The sequence below is a fragment of the Providencia sp. AGC89 genome (assembly GCF_053543535.1).
This window is the reverse complement of sequence record NZ_JBIXLP010000007.1, coordinates 183,127-204,858: the sequence shown is the minus strand read 5'-3', so window position 1 is coordinate 204,858 and position 21,732 is coordinate 183,127. Positions and strand designations below refer to the sequence as shown.

Annotated in this window: 19 protein-coding genes; 13 read left to right on the top strand and 6 right to left on the bottom strand. The window is 39.5% G+C overall.

Features of this window, described 5'->3' with window-relative positions:
• Positions 1-12: 12 nt before the first annotated feature.
• Both pheT and ihfA read left to right on the top strand, forming a co-directional pair.
• The gene (gene pheT, locus ACIPUA_RS03535) at positions 13-2,400 is read left to right on the top strand and encodes a phenylalanine--tRNA ligase subunit beta (protein ID WP_449059272.1); all 2,388 of its coding nucleotides are present in this window, start codon (positions 13-15) and stop codon (positions 2,398-2,400) included.
• A gap of 4 nt (positions 2,401-2,404) precedes the next feature.
• A complete protein-coding gene (gene ihfA, locus ACIPUA_RS03530) occupies positions 2,405-2,701 on the top strand; it encodes an integration host factor subunit alpha (protein WP_004263721.1) in 297 nt (98 codons plus the stop codon).
• A gap of 76 nt (positions 2,702-2,777) precedes the next feature.
• On the opposite strand, the gene ACIPUA_RS03525 is transcribed toward ihfA, so the two are convergent.
• Positions 2,778-3,716, bottom strand: coding sequence for a RhoGAP domain-containing protein (locus ACIPUA_RS03525; RefSeq protein ID WP_449059271.1), 939 nt, complete (start codon positions 3,714-3,716; stop codon positions 2,778-2,780).
• A gap of 115 nt (positions 3,717-3,831) precedes the next feature.
• On the opposite strand from ACIPUA_RS03525, the gene btuC reads away from it, so the two are divergent.
• The 11 genes from btuC (at position 3,832) to ACIPUA_RS03470 (ending at position 14,823) form a co-directional block, all read left to right on the top strand.
• On the top strand, positions 3,832-4,833 hold the full coding sequence (btuC, locus tag ACIPUA_RS03520) for a vitamin B12 ABC transporter permease BtuC (RefSeq protein WP_048606996.1): 1,002 nt from the start codon (positions 3,832-3,834) through the stop codon (positions 4,831-4,833).
• A gap of 5 nt (positions 4,834-4,838) precedes the next feature.
• On the top strand, positions 4,839-5,606 hold the full coding sequence (locus ACIPUA_RS03515; RefSeq protein ID WP_042844062.1) for a vitamin B12 ABC transporter ATP-binding protein BtuD: 768 nt from the start codon (positions 4,839-4,841) through the stop codon (positions 5,604-5,606).
• Positions 5,607-5,734: 128 nt separating this feature from the next.
• Positions 5,735-6,880, top strand: a complete 1,146-nt coding sequence (gene arnB, locus ACIPUA_RS03510; protein ID WP_042844061.1) for a UDP-4-amino-4-deoxy-L-arabinose aminotransferase — start codon at positions 5,735-5,737, stop codon at positions 6,878-6,880.
• Positions 6,880-7,872: an undecaprenyl-phosphate 4-deoxy-4-formamido-L-arabinose transferase gene (arnC, locus tag ACIPUA_RS03505; protein ID WP_042844059.1), complete on the top strand. Its 993-nt coding sequence runs from the start codon at positions 6,880-6,882 to the stop codon at positions 7,870-7,872. Before arnB ends, arnC begins: the two co-directional genes overlap by 1 nt.
• Positions 7,872-9,857: a bifunctional UDP-4-amino-4-deoxy-L-arabinose formyltransferase/UDP-glucuronic acid oxidase ArnA gene (gene arnA, locus ACIPUA_RS03500; RefSeq protein WP_042844058.1), complete on the top strand. Its 1,986-nt coding sequence runs from the start codon at positions 7,872-7,874 to the stop codon at positions 9,855-9,857. Before arnC ends, arnA begins: the two co-directional genes overlap by 1 nt.
• The gene (gene arnD, locus ACIPUA_RS03495) at positions 9,857-10,750 is read left to right on the top strand and encodes a 4-deoxy-4-formamido-L-arabinose-phosphoundecaprenol deformylase (protein WP_449059270.1); all 894 of its coding nucleotides are present in this window, start codon (positions 9,857-9,859) and stop codon (positions 10,748-10,750) included. Before arnA ends, arnD begins: the two co-directional genes overlap by 1 nt.
• A gap of 7 nt (positions 10,751-10,757) precedes the next feature.
• The gene (gene arnT, locus ACIPUA_RS03490) at positions 10,758-12,416 is read left to right on the top strand and encodes a lipid IV(A) 4-amino-4-deoxy-L-arabinosyltransferase (RefSeq protein WP_042844056.1); all 1,659 of its coding nucleotides are present in this window, start codon (positions 10,758-10,760) and stop codon (positions 12,414-12,416) included.
• Complete coding sequence (arnE, locus tag ACIPUA_RS03485) at positions 12,413-12,760, top strand: 4-amino-4-deoxy-L-arabinose-phosphoundecaprenol flippase subunit ArnE (RefSeq protein ID WP_042844055.1); 348 nt, start codon at positions 12,413-12,415, stop codon at positions 12,758-12,760. The genes arnT and arnE overlap by 4 nt, the downstream gene beginning before the upstream one ends.
• Complete coding sequence (gene arnF, locus ACIPUA_RS03480; protein ID WP_042844054.1) at positions 12,757-13,170, top strand: 4-amino-4-deoxy-L-arabinose-phosphoundecaprenol flippase subunit ArnF; 414 nt, start codon at positions 12,757-12,759, stop codon at positions 13,168-13,170. Before arnE ends, arnF begins: the two co-directional genes overlap by 4 nt.
• An 82-nt stretch (positions 13,171-13,252) precedes the next feature.
• Entirely contained in the window at positions 13,253-13,741 is a 489-nt protein-coding gene (locus ACIPUA_RS03475) for a C40 family peptidase (RefSeq protein ID WP_042844053.1), read from the top strand.
• 65 nt (positions 13,742-13,806) lie between these two features.
• On the top strand, positions 13,807-14,823 hold the full coding sequence (locus tag ACIPUA_RS03470) for a lipoate--protein ligase (protein WP_042844052.1): 1,017 nt from the start codon (positions 13,807-13,809) through the stop codon (positions 14,821-14,823).
• Between the two features lie 79 nt (positions 14,824-14,902).
• On the opposite strand, the gene ACIPUA_RS03465 is transcribed toward ACIPUA_RS03470, so the two are convergent.
• The 5 genes from ACIPUA_RS03465 to ppsR all read right to left on the bottom strand — a co-directional run bounded on the left by ACIPUA_RS03465 (position 14,903) and on the right by ppsR (position 21,717).
• Positions 14,903-15,274, bottom strand: coding sequence for a helix-turn-helix domain-containing protein (locus tag ACIPUA_RS03465; RefSeq protein WP_042844051.1), 372 nt, complete (start codon positions 15,272-15,274; stop codon positions 14,903-14,905).
• A gap of 626 nt (positions 15,275-15,900) precedes the next feature.
• Entirely contained in the window at positions 15,901-16,950 is a 1,050-nt protein-coding gene (locus tag ACIPUA_RS03460) for a hemin-degrading factor (protein ID WP_071548021.1), read from the bottom strand.
• A gap of 128 nt (positions 16,951-17,078) precedes the next feature.
• On the bottom strand, positions 17,079-19,193 hold the full coding sequence (locus tag ACIPUA_RS03455; protein WP_449059269.1) for a TonB-dependent receptor domain-containing protein: 2,115 nt from the start codon (positions 19,191-19,193) through the stop codon (positions 17,079-17,081).
• A 533-nt stretch (positions 19,194-19,726) separates the two neighbouring features.
• On the bottom strand, positions 19,727-20,776 hold the full coding sequence (locus tag ACIPUA_RS03450) for a 3-deoxy-7-phosphoheptulonate synthase (protein ID WP_042844048.1): 1,050 nt from the start codon (positions 20,774-20,776) through the stop codon (positions 19,727-19,729).
• A gap of 119 nt (positions 20,777-20,895) precedes the next feature.
• Entirely contained in the window at positions 20,896-21,717 is an 822-nt protein-coding gene (gene ppsR, locus ACIPUA_RS03445) for a posphoenolpyruvate synthetase regulatory kinase/phosphorylase PpsR (RefSeq protein WP_269466240.1), read from the bottom strand.
• Positions 21,718-21,732 lie beyond the last annotated feature (15 nt).

The window sequence follows — 21,732 nt, the reverse complement described above, 5'->3', positions numbered from 1 at the left end:
CGGGTTTATCTCATGAAATTCAGTGAACTATGGTTACGCGAATGGGTGAACCCGGCGATCAATAGTGACGCACTATCAGACCAAATCACTATGGCTGGTCTTGAAGTTGATGGGGTTGAAGCTGTTGCTGGTCAATTTCACGGTGTTGTTGTTGGTGAAGTGGTTGAATGTGGTCAACATCCCAATGCAGACAAATTACGTGTTACCAAAGTGAATGTTGGTGGCGATCGCTTATTAGATATTGTCTGTGGTGCTCCAAATTGTCGTCAAGGGTTGAAAGTTGCAGTTGCAACGGTAGGCGCAGAACTGCCGGGTGATTTCAAAATCAAAGCGGCAAAATTACGCGGTGAGCCATCAGAAGGCATGCTGTGTTCTTATTCGGAACTGGGTATTTCTGATGACCATAGCGGGATTATAGAATTACCGTTAGACGCCGTTGTTGGAACCGACATCCGCGAATATTTAAAACTTAATGATAACGCAATTGAAATCAGCATTACGCCAAACCGTGCAGATTGCTTAAGTATTCTTGGTGTGGCTCGTGATGTTGCTGTTATTAATAAATTAGCGCTAACTGAGCCTGCTATCAATGTGGTCCCTGTTACGACTAAAGACACATTTCCTATCCGTGTTGAAGCTCCTAAGGCCTGTCCGCGCTTTTTAGGCCGTGTAATCAAAAATATCGATGTGTCTGCACCGACACCGATGTGGATGAAAGAAAAGCTGCGTCGTGGTGGTGTGCGTTCTATCGATGCTGTTGTTGATATTACCAACTATGTATTACTAGAACTAGGGCAACCTCAGCATGCGTATGACTTAGACCGTTTAGATGGCGCTATTGTTGTACGTATGGCAAAAGAAGAGGAAAAACTGGTTCTTCTTGATGGTAGTGAAGCTACATTGAAACCAGATACACTTGTTATTGCTGATGAATCTAAAGCATTGGGAATTGCGGGTATTTTTGGTGGTGAACATTCAGGTGTTAATGCTGAGACGAAAAATATCCTGCTAGAGTGTGCATTTTTCGACCCTCTATCAATCACAGGTCGCGCACGTAATTACGGCTTGCATACTGATGCCTCTCACCGCTTTGAGCGTGGTGTTGATCCACAACTACAATTTAAAGCTATTGAACGTGCGACAGCGTTAATCGTTGAAATTTGTGGTGGTGAAGTCGGCGAAATTATTGATGCTACGAGTGAGCAACACTTACCAAAAGCAGCCAATATTAAGCTGACGCGCAATAAATTAGACCGTTTGATTGGCCATGTTATTGAAGATGAATTAGTTACCGACATTTTAACGCGTTTAGGTTGCCAAGTCGTGGTTTCAGCAGGGTGTTGGGATGTAGTGGCACCAAGCTGGCGTTTCGATATGCAAATCGAAGAGGACTTAGTGGAAGAGGTCGCACGTGTTTATGGCTACAACAATATTCCTGATGTGCCGTTACGCGCCGATCTGGTTATGACTAATCATAAAGAAGCTAACTTACCATTAAAACGTCTTAAAGCGATGTTAGTTGACCGTGGATATCAAGAAGCGATTACGTATAGCTTTGTGGACCCGAAAGTTCAGGCATTATTGCACCCACAACAAGATGCATTAATGTTGCCGAACCCAATTTCTGCGGATATGTCGGCGATGCGTTTGTCTCTATGGACTGGTTTATTGACAACGGTTGTCTATAATCAAAATCGTCAACAAAATAGAATTCGTTTATTTGAAACAGGTCTACGCTTTATTCCTGATAATCAAGCAGAATATGGAATTCGCCAAGAACCTATGTTGGCGGGGGTCATTACAGGTAACAGATTTGAAGAACATTGGTCATTAGATAAACAAGTTGTTGACTTCTTTGACTTAAAAGGTGATCTTGAAGCTGTTTTTGAATTGACTGGGAAACTAAATCAAATTACATTTAAATCTGAGGCACATCCTGCATTGCATCCAGGTCAAAGTGCTGGGATTTATCTGGAAAATGAACACATTGGCTTTATTGGTGTGGTTCATCCAGAATTAGAACGTAAACTCGATTTAAATGGTCGTACGGTGGTGTTTGAGGTTCGTAGTGATGCGATAGCACAACGTGTCATCCCTGAAGCTAAGGCGATTTCACGCTATCCGTCGAACCGCCGTGACATCGCTGTGGTCGTGCCAGAACATGTAGCTGCTGCAGAAGTTTTAGCAGAGTGTAAAAAAGTTGGCATAAATCATATAGTTGGCATAAACTTATTTGATGTGTATTGTGGTGAGGGAATAGCAGAGGGTTATAAGAGCCTAGCTATCAGTCTTATCTTCCAAGATACTCAACGTACGATGGAAGAAGAAGAGATTACCGCGACCGTTGATCTGTGTGTTGCTGCGTTAAAACAGCGATTCCAAGCCTCCTTGAGGGACTAAACCTATGGCGCTTACTAAAGCTGAAATGTCAGAAAATTTGTTTGAAAAACTGGGTGTTAGCAAACGTGATGCTAAAGACCTTGTCGAAACTTTCTTTGAAGAGGTTCGCCTTTCCTTAGAAAATGGTGAGCAAGTAAAATTATCTGGATTCGGTAACTTTGATTTACGTGATAAAAATCAACGTCCCGGACGTAACCCAAAAACTGGGGAAGATATTCCAATTACTGCACGCCGTGTTGTTACTTTCCGTCCAGGCCAAAAATTAAAAAGCCGCGTGGAAAAAGCAACACCTAAAGAGTAATCATATCAATTGATATAGAAAAGACCGCCTAGGCGGTCTTTTGTTTTTGGAAACTGTGATAGTAGTTGAGAGTTGATTAGACATCATAGGATTGCAATTTTAAATCGTGATTAATTAGAGCTTCTATGTAAATTTGTGCGTCACTATTTAATTTAAACTGAGAATCAGGAGGTAGATCTGATCTAGTGACCAAACTAGGTGCAAAACAAGTTGCTAAGTTGTAAGCACCCATTTTATTTGTTTCCTGATTTTTTGTGATTTCAGCGAATAGAGGAATAACTAATTGTAGTGTTAACGGTGTTTTTTCAAGAGATAAAAATGCATGTTGAGCATTTAAATCTAGTTCTTTCAGTTGCTCTCTTTTGTCCTGATTGGTTGAGTTTTGAGTGGAAATTTCCTTTAATAACGCAGATTTTTGTTGTATTGCATCGGCTAATTTATGAATGGATTCTGGAGGGGTTTCTAATGAATGAATATTTTTTTCTATTAGATTAGCAGCAATCCTTTTGTAAGCTGAAGTATAAATTTTAATATCAACAATATCTTTGTTTAAAAGATATTCTTTAAGTGGTTTGCCTGCGAGCAGGTGTGAGACTAACTTATCACGTTCAAGCGCATTTGCTGATGTGCGAAAAATACCAATTGTTTCACTGTAGTTTGGGTGAGTTAAAATGGCGCTACCCAGTTTATTAAGCTGAAGATAATTCATTTTTTCATCGCTAGTGAGCTCTTTACAGTAACCGATGGCCTTTATGTTTTCTTGCTCTATCTTTTTCGCAGCTAATTTGTTTTTTTCACAAATTGGTGAGGTTGGGGGCATTTCAGTAGAGAAGGTGGGATAGTGTTTGACCGTATTTGATTGAAACTTGTGTAAGATATAGTTTTTTATACTAGACAGAACATTGATTTTTCTGATTGAATTTATAAACCCTTTCTTCTTCTCACTAGAGGGACGCATATTTTCGTGAGGATTTGTTATCAGTGATGATTTGAGTGCATTGTTTCTAACTTTCATAGGTTTCCATAGAGATTATGTTAAAATTAAAAATTAATTTAAATCTATGGTGATAATATATCTTGCATAAAAAACGGTAATTTTCTAACTCAATAATAAATAAGTAAATATATATATGACTTATTCTTTGCTTGGATTACAAAAACAACAAAATAAATCAGACATACGTTTAATCGTGTTTTTGTTTTTCTCCCTTTTTATCATTGCAATATTATCGCTTAGTGCAGGGGAGATTTGGTATTGGCCTAGCCAATGGATGAATGACACAGCACAACTTTTTGTTTGGCAAATTCGTTTTCCTCGCACACTTACGGTCATTGTGATTGGTGCAGCTCTTGCTGTCACAGGGGCAATAATGCAAGCCTTATTTGAAAACCCATTAGCAGAACCTGGCTTATTAGGTGTGAGTAATGGCGCAGGTGTTGCTGTAGTATTGACTGTATTACTATCGTCAGGCATGACACATTACTGGCTATTAAGTGTTAGCGCGATTATAGGTGCTTTACTGTTTACCTCTATATTGCTTTACTTTGCTCGTCGTAAGGACATGAATAATTCCAGTTTATTGCTTGTTGGGGTTGCACTTGGTGTGATTAGTGGGGCTTGTATGACATGGATGGTGTATATGAGCAGTAATTTGGATTTACGCCAATTACTCTATTGGATGATGGGGAGTTTTAGTGGGGTTGATTGGCGCCAAATGGGCTTAGTGGCTGCATGTTTGCCCTTTTTATTTTGGGCTCTTTTTCAAGGGAATGTGTTGAATTATATTTCATTGGGGGCTGTTCAAGCTTATCAGTTAGGTATCTCAATACATAAATGGCGAATTATTTTAATTGTTATTAGCGGAGTCTTGATTGGGCTTAGTGTTGCCATTGCAGGTGCTATTAGTTTCATTGGTTTAGTTGTTCCACATATATTGCGGTTAAGTGGTATCACGGATAATCGTTTATTATTACTGGGTTGTGCGGTTGCCGGCGGGTTGGGCTTATTGGTTGCAGACTTACTTTCTCGCTTATTAATCGCGAATGCAGAAATACCAATTGGTGTGGTCACTGCCACATTGGGTGCACCAATATTTATCGTATTATTAATTCGTCATCAACAATGGCGGTAAATACGATGAATGATCAACCAATAATTGATATTAAAAATATTAACGTTAATAAACGGTTAATTAATATTTCAGCTCAGGCTTTTCCCGGTGAGCAAATTCATTTATTAGGCGCAAATGGCTCAGGGAAAAGTTCGTTATTAGGTGCGATAAGTGGTTATTTGCCTGTAGCGGGGGATATCCACATTAATGGTATTAATCTACAACAGTATCGTGTTTCTCAATTAGCTACCCAACGTGCGTATTTTCCTCAGTTCGTCAATACCATGCCTATCTTGAAAGTTTTTCAATATCTTGAGTTATTTTCACCTAAAAACTCGCGACTAATAGGTATTTTTGAACGTTTATGTACTGATTTTCAATTAATGCCCTTACTTCGAAAACGGATTACACAACTTTCTGGAGGTGAGTGGCAACGAGTTAGACTTACCGCAGCATTTTTACAGGTTTGGGATGAACAGTCATTGGCGGGAAAATTCATATTATTTGATGAACCAATGAGCAATTTAGACATTATCCAACAGGCAACGTTAGATAAATGGATTAAATATTTTTGTGATTGCCTAGGAACCGTTATAATGAGTGGACACGACCTCAACCATTCTTATAAAAATGCGTCTGGTATTTGGCTGATGAAACAAGGAAGGCTAATGGCGATAGGAAAACCTGATGAGGTGATGACCGAAAAAAATTTATCTGACATTTTTATGTCTGAAATTAAGCTAAGTCAAAACACATCGAATAGAATGTGGCAAATTATAAAATTAGCGGATTAATCGAAAAGTTGATTTAATCACTTATTTTTATGCGGGATAATACAGCAAGATTCGCAAGTGTTGAGGTTCGGTTAAAGTATAATTAACTAGAATATTCTATTCACAATGAAAACTAGGCTATAAACAATATGAGCAATTTCTTACCATTTTCAAAACCAGCAATTGGTGATGAAGAGGTCAAGGCAGTTGAAAAAGTTCTGCGTTCAGGCTGGATTACAACAGGCCCACAGAATCACCAGTTAGAAGAGGATTTCTGTAAACGCTATGGTTGTAAGCATGCGATAGCACTTTCATCTGCTACTGCGGGTATGCATGTTGTCTTAATGGCATTAGGTATCGGCCCAGGTGATGAGGTGATTACACCATCACAAACATGGGTTTCAACCATTAATATGATTGAATTACTGGGTGCTACACCTGTAATGATTGATGTTGACCGCGATACATTGATGATCCAACCCGAAGCGGTAGAAAAAGCGCTAACAACAAAAACTAAAGCAATTATTCCGGTACATTACGCAGGAGCTCCTTGTGATTTAGACGCGTTGCGTTTAATTGCTCAAAAAGCGGGCGTTGTATTGATTGAAGATGCTGCACATGCTGTTGGTACGCGTTATAAAAATGAGTGGATTGGCGAGAAAGGCACGTCTATTTTCTCATTCCATGCTATTAAAAATGTTACTTGTGCAGAAGGGGGGTTAGTCGCAACAGATGACGACGAACTTGCTCAGCGCGTACGCACACTTAAATTTCATGGTTTAGGGGTTGATGCGTTTGATAGGCAAATGCAAGGCCGCAAGCCACAAGCTGAAGTTGTAGAACCCGGTTTTAAATACAATTTATCGGATATCCATGCCGCAATAGCGGTAGTGCAGTTATCTCGTGTTGAGCAATTAAATCAACGTCGAGCCGAACTGACAGCACAGTATCGTGAATTGCTAAAAGACTCTCCATTACAGATGCTTAGTGTTCCTAATTACCCTCATTTGCATGCTAATCATTTATTTATGGTTCGTGTTGATAAAAACGAATGTGGTATTGACCGTGACACTTTCATGGAAAAATTGAAAGAGCACGATATTGGAACGGGGCTACATTTTCGCGCAGCCCATACACAAAAATATTACCGTGAAAAATATCCTGAATTAACGTTACCTGAATCGACATGGAATAGTGCGACATTATGTTCGTTACCGCTGTTTCCAGATATGACGGATGATGATGTTAAACGGGTTGTAAAAGCAGTAGAAGCAGTTCTTTTGGAGTCTAAATAGTGTCATACGCAGATGAATTTGATGAGATAAAAAAAGTCTCAGTGGTAATCCCTGTCTATAATGAAGAACAGAGCTTGCCACAATTATTAGAACGTACTATCAAATCATGTAAACAACTGACTCAATCTTATGAGTTAATTTTGGTCGATGATGGTAGTAGTGACCGCTCAGCACAAATGTTAACGGATGCAGCAGAAAACCCTGATAACCATGTGATTGCTATTATCCTTAATCGTAACTATGGTCAGCACTCTGCTATTATGGCGGGCTTTAATCAAGCAGATGGGGATTTAGTTATTACCTTGGATGCGGATTTACAAAATCCACCTGAGGAAATCCCACGTTTAGTGCAAACAGCGTCGCAAGGTTATGATGTAGTAGGCACGCGTCGTGCTAATCGCCAAGATTCTTGGTTCCGTAAAACGGCATCTAAGATGATTAATGCGATGATCACTCAAGCAACAGGGCGTTCAATGGGGGATTACGGTTGCATGTTACGTGCTTACCGCCGCCATATCATTCAAGCTATGTTGCAATGTCATGAAAGAAGTACATTTATTCCTATTCTTGCGAATACGTTTGCGCGTAGAACGATTGAAATTGATGTTGCGCATGCGGAACGTGAGTTTGGTGATTCTAAATACAGCTTTATGAAGCTGATTAACTTAATGTATGACTTGTTGACTTGCCTAACTACTGCGCCACTGCGTTTATTAAGCGTTGTGGGTAGTGTTATTGCTGTCGGTGGTTTCCTGCTGGCGGTTTTATTGATTGCACTACGTTTAATTTTTGGCGCAGAGTGGGCAGCAGATGGCGTATTTACCCTGTTTGCAGTACTCTTTATGTTTATTGGTGCGCAGTTTGTTGCTATGGGTTTATTAGGTGAATACATCGGTAGAATTTACAATGATGTGCGCGCGAGACCTCGTTATTTTATTCAAAAAGTCGTCGGAGCAGACCTTAAATCCGACAAAAATCAGGAAGAAGACTAATGAAAGCTATTGTTTTTGCCTATCATGATATTGGCTGCGTAGGGCTAAAAGCGCTTGAAAAAGCGGGTTTTGATATTCAAGCAGTGTTTACTCACACTGATGACCCAAATGAAAACCACTTTTACTCTTCAGTTGCACGCTTAAGCGCTGACATGGAGCTTCCTGTTTTCGCACCTGAAAACGTTAATCACCCACTGTGGATTGAACGTATTCGCGAAATGAAACCTGATGTGATTTTCTCTTTTTATTACCGTGATATGCTAAGTGAAGAACTGCTGTCAATTGCACCTAAAGGGGCTTTTAACTTGCATGGTTCATTACTGCCTAAATATCGTGGTCGTGCGCCTATCAATTGGGCACTATTAAAAGGTGAAAATGAAACGGGTGTAACCTTGCACAAGATGGTGGCTAAAGCTGATGCTGGCGATATCATTGCGCAAGAAAAAGTGGTAATCACTGAAACTGATACGGGCTTAACCTTACATGCAAAAGTTCGTGAGGCGGCAGAAGTTTTATTAGATAAAACACTACCACTAATCGAAGCGGGTACCTATAAAGCGGTTGCTCAAGACGAAAGTCAAGCAACGTATTTTGGGCGTCGTACAGCGGAAGATGGTCAAATTGACTGGAACCGTAGCGCAAAAGAAATTGATTGTCTTATCCGTGCGGTGACTGAGCCATATCCAGGCGCGTTTACTTATTTAGGCGCACGCAAAATGGTTATTTGGCGTGCACGTGTTCTAGATGACAATCAAGGTAAAGCTGCGGGGACTGTACTTTCTAATGACCCTCTGCGTATTGCTTGTGGTCAAGGTGCGATTGAAGTTGTTAGTGGGCAAAGTGAAGCAGGTTTATATATGCAAGGTAACCGCCTTGCTACCGAAATGGGTATCGTGACTGATGTTCGTGTAGGTGCGAAACCAACTGCACAAGTTAAACGTCGTACTCGTGTTCTTATTTTGGGTGTAAATGGCTTTATTGGTAACCATTTAACTGAACGTTTATTAAAAGATGGAAATTACGATATCTATGGTATGGATATCGGTTCATCAGCAATTGAGCGTTTTATTGGTAACCCTCGTTTCCACTTTATTGAAGGTGATGTAAGCATCCATACTGAGTGGATTGAATATCACATTAAAAAATGTGACGTTATTCTGCCATTGGTTGCGATTGCAACACCAATCGAATACACCCGTAATCCGCTGCGTGTTTTCGAATTAGACTTTGAAGAAAACTTAAAAGTTGTTCGCTATTGCGTGAAATACAACAAGCGCATCATCTTCCCATCAACTTCTGAAGTTTATGGTATGTGTGATGATAAAGAGTTTGATGAAGACGAATCACGCTTGATCGTCGGTCCTATCAATAAGCAGCGTTGGATTTACTCTGTCTCTAAACAGTTACTTGACCGAGTAATTTGGGCATATGGTGCAAAAGAAGGTCTGAAATTTACCTTATTCCGTCCATTTAACTGGATGGGGCCTCGTTTAGATAGCCTAAACTCTGCACGTATTGGTAGTTCACGCGCGATTACTCAGCTAATTTTAAACTTAGTTGAAGGTTCGCCAATCAAACTTGTTGATGGTGGTGCGCAGAAACGTTGCTTTACTGATATAAAAGATGGTATCGAAGCGTTGTTCCGCATTATTGAAAACAAAGACGGTAAATGTGATGGCCAAATCATCAACATTGGTAACCCTACGAACGAAGCAAGTATTCGTGAACTGGCTGAAATGTTGTTAGAAAGCTTTGAAAATCACCCACAACGCGATAAGTTCCCTCCGTTTGCTGGCTTCCGTGAAATTGAAAGCAGTAGCTACTATGGTCAAGGCTATCAAGATGTCGAGCATCGTAAGCCAAGTGTTGAAAACGCACGCCGCTTATTAGATTGGGTTCCAACTATCGACATGAAAGATACTATTGAAGAAACATTAGATTTCTTCTTGCAAGGTGCGGTTGAAGAACTAGGTAATAAAGACTAATGAAAAAAGTTGGCTTGAGAATTGATGTGGATACCTACCAAGGTACATTAAAAGGGGTTCCACAATTACTCAAAGTGCTTAAACAGCACAACATTCAGGCCAGCTTTTTCTTCAGTGTAGGACCAGATAACATGGGGCGCCATTTATGGCGCCTTTTGCGTCCTAAATTTCTGTGGAAAATGCTCAGGTCGAATGCAGCGTCTCTTTATGGGTTAGATATTTTACTCGCAGGCACCGCTTGGCCGGGTAAAAAGATTGCTAAAGATTTAGGCTACTTGATGAAACAAACGTTGGATGAAGGCCATGAAGTTGGTCTACATGCATGGGATCATCAAGGTTGGCAAGCTAAAGTTGCAAAATGGAGTAAGTCACAACTTACCGAACAAGTGAAGTTTGGTGTTGATGCATTAGAATGTGCCATTGGTCAACGTGTAACATGCTCGGCTGTTGCTGGCTGGCGAGGTGATGAGCGAGTATTAGAAGTTAAACAAACGTTTAATTTTGACTACAATAGTGATTGTCGTGGCAAATATCCATTTCGACCGATTATGGCGGATGGTTCTCTTGGGACAGTTCAAATTCCTGTAACATTACCAACTTACGATGAAGTCGTAGGGACTGTCGTGAGTGATGAAGCATTTAATGATTTTATTCTTCAAGCAATTAAAGAAGATCAAGGCGTTCCAGTTTATACTATCCACACAGAAGTGGAAGGAATGTCAAAATCGGAACAATTTTTACAATTATTGGAACGAATCACACAAGAAGAAATCCAATTCTGTACATTGAGTGAATTACTGCCAGAGGATTTAAATTCATTGCCAAAAGGGCGTGTGGTCAGAGCACCATTCCCTGGGCGTGAAGGCTGGCTAGGCTGCCAAGAAGAGGTATAAGCAATCTATGTTGAATAACCGAGCGAGCAAAGTAGGAGCCTCTCTGCTGGCTCTTTTTTTTATCCTGACCTATTTATTGCCGTTGAACAGCCGTTTACTTTGGCAACCCGATGAAACACGCTATGCAGAAATCAGCCGCGAGATGCTACAGCGGGGGGACTGGATTGTCCCTTATATGTTGGATGTGCGTTATTTTGAAAAACCAGTTGCAGGTTATTGGATAAACAATATCAGCCAAATGATCTTTGGTGATACTAACTTTGCAGTTCGTTTCGGTTCTGTTTTTTGTATTCTTCTTAGTGCATTACTGGTTTATCGCATGGCAAAAATGATGTGGCGTAATAGCCACGTTGCTTATGTTGCAAGCCTGATTTACATCTCGATGTTTTTAGTTTTTTCCATCGGGACATACAGTGTACTTGACCCAATGTTATCTTTATGGATAGCGGCGAGTATGTTTTGTTGTTTATGGGCGATGAAAGCCAGAGAAGTCAAATCTAAACTTGGGGCATGGGTTTGCCTTGGGTTAGCTTGTGGTATGGCATTTATGACTAAGGGTTTTTTAGCCCTTGCTATACCCGTGATCGTCATGCTTCCAGTCACACTGTATCAAAGGCGTTTTCTTGAATTAGTAAAGTATGGGCCACTTGCGATAATTTCAGCGGTCATTATTAGCCTTCCATGGGCATTGGCGATTGCTAAACAAGAACCTGATTATTGGAATTATTTTTTCTGGATAGAGCATATTAAACGTTTTACTGCGGATGATGCTCAGCATATTGCACCTTTTTGGTATTATATCCCCATCATATTGCTCGGTGCCATCCCTTGGGCAGGTTTACTACCCGGCGCAATAATCAAAGGGTGGAAAGAACGTAAATCTAGCCCTGATATGTTCTTTTTACTGTGTTGGTTTATAGTGCCAGTTATCTTTTTTAGTATTTCTCGCGGTAAGTTACCAACCTATATGTTGCCGTTTATGGCGCCTTTAGCTCTCTTAATGGCAAAGTATGGGGTTGATTGCGTGCGTAATGGCACGATGAGAGCGCTAAAAGTTAATGGTATTATTAATATTGTATTGGGCATTGCTGCAGTGATTGCTGTGATTGTGATAAGCACAGTGATAAAGAAACCGTTATATGAACCAGATGAATGGTCAAAAATGGTTTTAGGTGTCGTTGCTTTCTCTATCTGGGCGATCATCGGTTACCTTTGCACCGTGCTTAATGCCAAATATTGGCTTTGGGCTGCGTCATGTTCATTGGCGGTTAGCTTATGTATTGGTAGTGCCTTACCAAACAACACCATTGATTCGAAATTGCCGCAAAACTTTATTCATCAAAACCATGATTTGTTGATGAATAGCCGTTATTTAATGGCGAGTAATGTTGGTGTTGCGGCTGGTCTTGCTTGGGAAACTAAAAACTCAAATATTTATTTATATAATAGTAGTGGTGAGTTGACCTACGGTTTGAAATACCCTGACAGCCAACATCGGTTAGTTAAACCAGACCAATTTGCACAATGGTTAGCAAAAGCACGTCAAGAAGGGCAGGTAACGGTGGTCTTTTTATTAGGTCGTAAAGAAGGGTTACCGGATATACCTAAACCAGATGAAGTCATTAAAAATTCGCGTATGGCGATTGTGGTTTATCATCAACAATGATAGCTCAACTATTACTATTATTACTTGTTAGCGTATTAACTTGCATGGGGCAAGTGGCTCAAAAACAAGCTGTGGTAAATTGGCAGAGTGAAAAAACCAATAAAACAGCATCAGCACTTCGGTGGCTGGTGCTGGCGGTTTTCATGCTGGGTCTTGGCATGTTGTTTTGGCTGAAGTTATTGGAAACCATGCCTCTCAGTATTGCTTACCCAATGCTAAGTATTAACTTTGTATTAATTACTTTGATTGGCCAGTTTATCTATAAAGAACAAACAGGGCTTAGTCATTGGCTAGGGGTCGCAGCGATCATGTTTGGTATTTTGCTAATGAGTATCAGTGTATGAATAAAGGATATTTATGGGTACTTGGCAGTGCATTACTAGTGACTGTGGCCCAACTGAGCTTGAAAGCCGGTGTGGTTGAGTTACCCTCATTTACACTTGGCTGGCACTGGTTACAAGCAGATTGGTTATTGGCAAATTTTGTTAGCCTAAGTATTATTTTTATAGGGTTAGTTTGCTACGCATTATCGATGCTCTGTTGGTTATTTGCATTAAAATATATCGCATTAAATAAAGCCTACCCCCTTATCAGCCTTAGTTACGTATTCGTCTATATTCTCGCTGTTTTGTTACCTTGGTTTAATGAACCTGCAACATGGTTAAAAGCAGCGGGAATTGCCTTTATTTTATTAGGCGTTTGGTTGATTAGCCGACCAACAAAACAAATGAAAAGTAATAATAAGGGGGGGTAAAATCTAAGTTGCTTATTTTTTATTCTTCACGCACTATAATCTCAGTTAAATATTGTAATAAGAACGATGAATAAGGTGCTTTATGCTTATAAAAATACAACACCTACCATTACTTTTGTGTCTAGTTTTAATCGGCTGTTCATCAACGACAGTTAAAAGAACACCGCCTCCGCCGCTAAAAACACAGTTGTCCGACCCAATAATGACAATAGCACAGTTAAAAGACCAATTAGAACAATGGTATGGGACGCCTTATCACTATGGTGGAATGAACCAAAGTGGTGTGGATTGTTCAGGTTTTGTTTATCGCACCTTTAACGATCGTTTTGCTATCCAGCTGCCCCGAACGACGGTGGACCAAACTCAGTTAGGGACGCGAATTGATAAATCGGATTTGATGCCAGGGGATTTGGTTTTCTTTAAGACTGGTTCAGGGGAAAATGGGTTACATGTGGGTATTTATGATACCGATAATACTTTTATTCATGCTTCAACCAGTAAAGGGGTGATCCGTTCCTCAATGGATAACGTTTATTGGCGAAAAGTGTTCTGGCAAGCAAGGCGTATCTAAACTCGCTATTTTTTTCAGTGATTATGCTATCTTAGAAGCAATTTTTGTTTTAAGGGTAGTTTTTAATGTCTAGGTTACGTTTACTTATCTCCGAATCTTTTGATCCTTGGTTTAACCTTGCGGTTGAAGAAACTATTTTTCGACAAATGTCAGCAGATCAACGTGTTATGTTTTTATGGCGTAATGCGGACACGGTGGTTATTGGTCGAGCTCAAAATCCTTGGAAAGAATGTAATACCAGAAGGATGGATGAGGACAATGTTCGCTTAGCACGTCGTAGTAGTGGCGGTGGCGCAGTATTCCATGATCTGGGAAATACATGTTTTACGTTTATGGCGGGGAAACCTGAATACGATAAAACAGTTTCTACACAAATTATCGTTGATGGTTTAGCTCAAGTGGGTATCGCTGCACAAATTTCTGGGCGTAATGATTTGGTTTTAGACACTGAAAATGGCCTAAGAAAAATCTCTGGCTCTGCATATCGTGAAACAAAAGACAGGGGTTTTCATCATGGAACCTTGTTAATAAATGCAGATTTAAGTCGTCTAGCAAACTATTTGAACCCAGACCCTAAAAAGTTGCAAGCAAAGGGGATCACCTCGGTACGCTCTCGGGTCGCAAATTTATCTGAATTAGTCCCTAATATTTCCCACGAAAAAGTATGCGAAGGCATTATTAAAAGCTTTTTCGAGCATTTCGGTGAGACGGTTGACCCCGAATATATTTCCCCTGAGAAGTTACCTGATCTACCCAATTTCAAGGAAACTTTTGCTAAACAAAGTAGCTGGGAATGGAATTTTGGGCAGGCGCCTGCCTTTTCACATTACTCTGATACTCGATTCCCGTGGGGGGGAATTGAATTTCATTTTGATATTGAAAAAGGTGTGATTAACCGCTGTCAATTTTTTACTGATAGCTTAGACCCTTCGCCATTAGAGTGGCTCAGTGAACAGCTAGTTGGTAAGGTCTATCAAACAGAGACTATTCGTTTATTAAGTAAACAAATGATGCAGAAATGGCCTCAATTACAGGAACAATTGGCTGATTTAGAAAACTGGTTGGTTTTAGAGTTAAGTTAAAAAAAGAGCCGACAGTTGTCGGCTCAGACATAGACATTAAAATAACGTATAGGAAAAGGGACTTATTGAATAAAAATAATTAACTATGACAGTTACAAGTCATAAAGCTTTTACATTCCGGCATTTCACCAGTTTGGCGGAATTTTGCCGGCGTTGTATCAAAATGTTTTTTAAATATACGAGTAAATGTAGCTTGTGAACTGAAGCCATATTGCAACGCAATATCAAGAATAGGTAAGTTGCCTTCACGTAATGATTTAGCGGCTTCTAACAAGCGGCGTTTACGCACATACTCGCCAAGCGTGCATCCTTTCATTTCTTTGAAAACACGCTGTAAATGCCATTTCGAATAACCACTTTTATCGGCTATTGTGTCGATTTTGATGCCTTCATTGCGTTGCAACTGGCTTTCTAGCCACTTAACAATATCATTGACTACACTTTCTGACATATTTACCTCCTACTCAAGTAGGCTATTGTTCATTAATAACTAATAATAACTCACGAAATTAGGATCTATTCTTCCTGTTTTTCCGATATATCGATAGGCTAAACGTGCGGTTTTTTAATGAGAATACCTATCACTACGATAGATGTTGATAAATTTAACATTTTAAACATACATCATTGTATGTTTAAATATATAAAAAATCAATGGGTTGTGTTTTAACTTTGATTTTTATGATAGGTTATTCTGGTGGATTTACTATATATTCAAATTAATTGTTCAAGCTGTTCGATTTTATTAACCAAGTAAATAATTGAAAAATTATCGTACTACATTTAAAGACAGTTCTATAACGATAAACAGGAAATTCCGAGTTGATTTTTTTAGAGAAAAACACTAAATGATTGGCAGTTATAGGGAGAATTATGGTGATTGGTTTTATTATCAACATAATACTCCGTTAATGAATTTTACCTCTTTTTTGTCAAAACGCTGTAGATGCTGGGTCTGTGACATAGCTTTTGGCGTATTTAACTAAACCTACTCCCACTGAGCTTTATGTTTTCATGAGGCTGTCACATCAAGGAAAATGGCGATTAGAAGCCAATGTTTCATGCTATTTACCCCTATTAAATATGGGGTAAAGCTAAAACTTGCTTACACCATTTATCTTGCTCAGGTGTGCCTTCAGTACGCTGACCATACATTTGTATAATCTGATTGCCTTGGGTATCAAAAACCTCCAAGCTTGTTACAAAGCCATCTTTAGTCGGTTTTCTTGTCACCCAACATTCAGCGATACCATTTTCAATAATGTGCAGTTTGCAATTAGGACCAATAATGTTTAACCAGTGAGTTTGGGTATTTTCTACGGTTAATGATGTTATTTCACTGATTTTACCAGTGAAAATTTGTACACAGCCACGATTACCAACGAAAAGCATAATTTCATTTTGTGCTTGGTGGGCGAGTGACAGTAAACCTGATAATGCACTGCGAGGGACTTGCCATGCTAGTTTACGGCTAACAACGCGGAAGACTTGCTGTCTGCTTAGATTATTATTTTTTAAGATGGTGAAAAATTGGTGGACATCTGTCATATTGCGCCATTCTTGTTCTAGTTTTTGTGCAAGTTCACGATCAATCGACCGTTCAGAAAACGGTTTGACTTCATGGATGGTGAGAGGGCGGTTTTCTGATGTAACATATTGTTTAATCAATGTTTGCCATGCATCGAGATTCGTCGACTTTGTGGTAAAAACTTTGTGTAAGGCATCACCATGTTTGTCAAAAAACTGAATGCTATGACGTAGGCCTTCAGTTGTTTCTTCTACTAATGAGAATGCTGAACGCCATTGAGCAAAGAACATTCTAAGGTCAAGAGCTCGAGGATTGAGAAATAAACCCGCATGTGAGCTGAGCCTTGCATTATCATATTGACCAATTTGAATATTAACGGCGTACTCATTACGGGTAACCCCTTTTGCCACCCCGATGGATGCTAAACTTTGCAAGATATCAGGCATTTTTCCAGATAACCTTTGCACGTTATCTTGACCAACGCGGCAATGAAGAAGCTGTGCTTCTGAAATATTTAGTTGTGCTGCTATTTCGCGCGCATATATACCCTTATGCTCTTTTCGTATTTTTTGGTAATCGCTATAGCTATTTGAATTCAAAATAATTTCCTTAAGGTTAAGTAGAGTAAAGTGTTATCAACTAATTTCGTATAAGGACATAGTAATTTGCGCTATGAAATTAGCTGATAACATAACTTATTGGTTGTTAACTATTATTTGTTACTAAATTACCAGTTATAATTTACGTTAAAGTAAAAATTCCTACCTTCCTGTGGGACCCCCATGGAAGAGATATACTGTTTATCAAAGGCATTTTTCATAGTAAGCGTGGAACTTAACCCTTTAATGAATTCATCAGCTTGATAATTCACATAAAAATCATGTAATTGATAACCTTTATATTGAACAACTTCTTTGTGGTAGCGATCTAAACCATCTTCTGATCTGTGGTTGTATAATTTATATTTGTCATTACCCTGAAATTGTGTTTTTGCAGTAAATTCGCCAATCCAACCAACATGAAAGCCAGTAGTTGCAATAGGAGCATTGAATCGAGTAGTTATAGTCTCGGGGCGTATTGATGAAAGGGAATAATGAGTGTCATCTTCACTTCCAGTTGTTTTGTTGTGGTTAATATTCAACTCAAACCAGTGTGTTTTATAGCTTACAAAGCTGTCTATGCCATAAATAGATGCAGAAGGGATATTAATATAATACAGCTCATCGGGGAACCACACTCCCAATCTTCGGTTATAACTACCGCTAAGGGCAATATACTGCTTAGCTTTGGTATTAAAATAAGTGGACCCAAATTGAAGATGGTCATTATCGGAAATTAAATTATCAAAGCTGAATTTCATACCCATTTCGAGTGTTTTATTGGTCTCAGGTTTTAAGTCAGGCGATGGACGAAAATTAGAGGCAATACGAACCCAAGGAATAGTGAAATGGTTTGAATTGTTATAAAGCTCCGACATTCGTGGTGTCCGATAACTTTCAGCATAAGATGAATGAAGATTTAACCAGCTAGTAGGGGTTGCACTTACAGCAAAGCGAGATGACCAGTTAGTATGTTTGTTTTCAGGGAAATTCTCTCTAGAAGCTTGGTACTGGGTGAAACGTGTCCCTGCGGAGAAAGTGATGGGTAAATGATGCAAAGTCATATCATTTACCAGCCAGCCAGACATGTTAGACAATTCTGATGGCGGATAGCTGATTGCATATTGATTTGATGTTTGTTTCTGTTGGTAATATTCAAAACCACTTTGAATATAGTGGTTTACCCAGTTATACATTGGTAAAGAAACGCTATTAGAAAATTTAGTCCCATAGGTATATTGGTTGCGTTCCTCAGGGCCATATTCACCAGGCTTTTTGATAATTTTGATGGTATCAGTTTGGTCTAAATACAAGTCGGTATAATAAACACTCCATTCAGCTTGCCAATTTAAGCTGTTTTGCGGCTTAAAATACTGATTAATTGCAATATCCTGCTGGTGGCTTTGCCTTTCATGGGGGGCGTTCGGATACTTAGTTTTTTCCGTGGGTTTTGCCGGTTGTTTTAAGCTCAGGCTATCGTTTCGATATTCTTTTAACTGTAATGTTAGGTTGTAAGATGGGTGTGGTAGCCAAGTAGTTTTGAGCATCCAGTTATGGATTTTTTCAACATTATGTGCCAGCTCAAATTCGGGAGAACCCATAATATGCTTTTTACGCTGACTGTAACTGAGCAATGTGTCAAATGACTCAGAACGACCTAATAAAGTTGCGCCTGCATAGTAACTATGGTCATTACGGTTAATGCCGCTAAACGCTCGCCCACCTAATTTTTGCCCCGGTTTTAAAATATCGGCGGCATTTAATGTTTTGAATGCGACCACCCCAGCGAGAGCACCTCCACCATGATGAACTGATGCGGAGCCTTTGTGGATATACACTTTGTTAATCAAAGTCGGGTCGATAAAAGTGGCATCATATAACCCTGAGTTAAAATCTTGAGTGATGTTATCTATTGTGACTTTTACCCCCCGAGAGTCATACCCTCGCATTTGAATGCCTTGGCCATAAGTGCTATTAGACCCAGAGACAAATACGCCGGGTTGGCCTTTTAGTAAATCCAAGGCAGAAGTTGCAGATTGTTGTTCAGGCGCTTGGGCGTCAATCACATCAACTTGCTCAGCCACGGCAATTTCTTCAAAACCGAAGGGGGAGGCTGAAACTTGGATAACATCTTGAGCTAATACGGAATGGCTCAACCCGGCTAAAGTAATAGCGATGGTGAGTGTTGAAATAGGGAATTTTTTTTCTTGGAATATAGATGCAGGCATCGGTTTAAACTGCATAGGAAGTCCTTTCCTTATATTTTAGGTTACGCTGGCTGCCTGGATAGATTATCTGGGTGGCATGCTAAAAGTATTTTATATAACGTTTTTATTTATTAGCGTTTATTATCAACCCCGCCTTTTGGTTGATAAATTTGATAGCGATATAAAACAATCCATTGTTATATTTGCTATTTATTGCCAATAAACAAAGAGCTCCATTTCAATTTAGTAAGCACCTTAGATGAATACATACCCGAATTTTTATGGGGACTTAACCTATTGTTTATCGTCTTTTATAGTCATTAATAGAAATAATGGCGTTGTTTTACAGTGAGCTAATAGATAAAACGAGCTGTAGTGAGAATTATTATCGTTAAGGTTTGAGTGGTCAAGAGTTTTTTTTGATTTAATCTGTGCTTTTAATTTAAATAAACAGTTATTAATATAAATAAATTATATTTAATTGAGTGTTATTGTTATTTTATATTAAAAAGCCCTTTAATTAGAATATAACTAAAGGGCGTGATAGAAATGTTTGATACTAAGCTAGGCTATTTGAAGCGAGAATCAACCGCTTGAGAAAGGATTTCAATGAGTTGTTCAGTATCTTCCCAGCCAAGGCATGGGTCAGTAATCGATTGACCATAAACTAAAGCTTGGTCAGCGATGACTTTCTGTGTGCCTTCAATTAAAAAGCTTTCAGCCATTACACCGCTTATCGCGGTAGAGCCATCCTTTATTTGCTCTGCAATATCCCGAGCGACTTCTAATTGACGGCGGTGAATTTTTTGACAATTACCATGACTAAAGTCGACGACTAAATGCTCTGGCAGTTCAAATTTGCGCAGCTTATCGCAGGCTGCGGCTAAGTCCCCAGCAGAATAATTCGGTTGTTTCCCCCCGCGCATAATAATATGGCCATGTGGATTACCGCTGGTTTGGTAGATGGTCATTTGGCCGTTTTTATCTGGGGACAAAAACATATGTTGTGCTTTTGCGGCTCTAATTGCATCAATAGCAATATTAATATTGCCATCTGTACCATTTTTAAAACCAACAGGGCAGGAGAGCGCAGAAGCCATTTCGCGGTGAATTTGGCTTTCTGTCGTTCGCGCACCAATAGCCCCCCAACTAATAAGGTCAGCAATATATTGGCCCGTAACCATGTCGAGAAACTCAGTTGCTGTTGCTAAACCAAGCTGGTTAACTTCTATTAGTAATTTTCGCGCGAGGCGTATTCCTGTATTGACTTGGCAGGAGTTATCTAAATTTGGGTCAGAAATTAGCCCTTTCCAGCCAACAACGGTGCGCGGTTTTTCAAAATAAGTCCGCATAACAATTTCTAAGCGGTTTTGATGACGTTCCCTTAATACATTCAGCTTTGTCGCGTATTCAATTGCCGCGTCAATATCATGAATTGAGCAAGGACCGACGATAACAAGTAAACGCGGGTCTTCCCCCGATAAGATCTGTTCTATGCGCTTACGTGACGCTGTCACGTTATTGGCAACCTTTTGGGAAATAGGAAATTCATCAGCGAGAGTTTGTGGTGTAATTAAACTGTCCACTCTTGCAGTGCGTAATTCATCAGTTTTTTGCATTTTGGTTCTCAAAACTTTAATAGGCAGATGCCGTATCAGTGATAAAGATCACAATAAACGAAAATGGCTTAATTTCAACCTACAAAGTAATTTGTATCAATTATATTTTATATTTTTTATCAAAATATACGTCTCTGTAAACCCATTGTATCAATCACTTTTGCTGAAATTTCTTCCACTGAGTAGTTAGTTGTATTTAAGTAGTTGATTTTATTCTGCCTAAATAATGCTTCGACTTCAGCAATTTCAATACGGCACTGCCTTATCGATGCATAACGGCTATTTTCACGGCGTTCTTCACGGATAGCGGCTAAACGTTCAGGGCTAATCGTTAAGCCAAATAATTTGTGGGTATAAGGGCGAAGAGCCACGGGGAGCTTTAGATTGTCCATATCATCAGCAGTAAATGGATAATTGGCGGCTTGAATGCCAAATTGCATAGCTAAATATAGGCTGGTAGGGGTTTTGCCACAGCGAGAAACACCGATAAGAATGACTTGAGCTTGGTCTAAATTACGCAGAGAAATACCATCATCATGTGCGAGTGTATATTCAATGGCTGCAATACGAGCATCGTATTGGATCATATTTTGCATTGACAAGCCGTGCGTACGATTGAGCTTAGGTTCTGGTTCAAGGCCAACTTCTTTTTGGATTGGAGCAACTAAACTTTGGACAATATCTTGGCAAAAACCAGAACTTTGCGTGATGATTTGCCTAACTTCAGGGGAAATAATCGAATAGAACACTAATGGGCGAAGTTGTGTTTCTTCAAATATGGTATCAATTTTTTGTTTTATTTCTTGTGCGCGGGCCGGCGTGGTAACGAAAGGCAGGGTATAAGAAATAAAAGCTAGTGGAAATTGTGAAAGGACAGCATGCCCCAGAGTTTCAGCAGTGATAGCTGTACCATCTGAAATAAAGAAAACAGTTCTTTGTATTGGGTTGTTCATCGA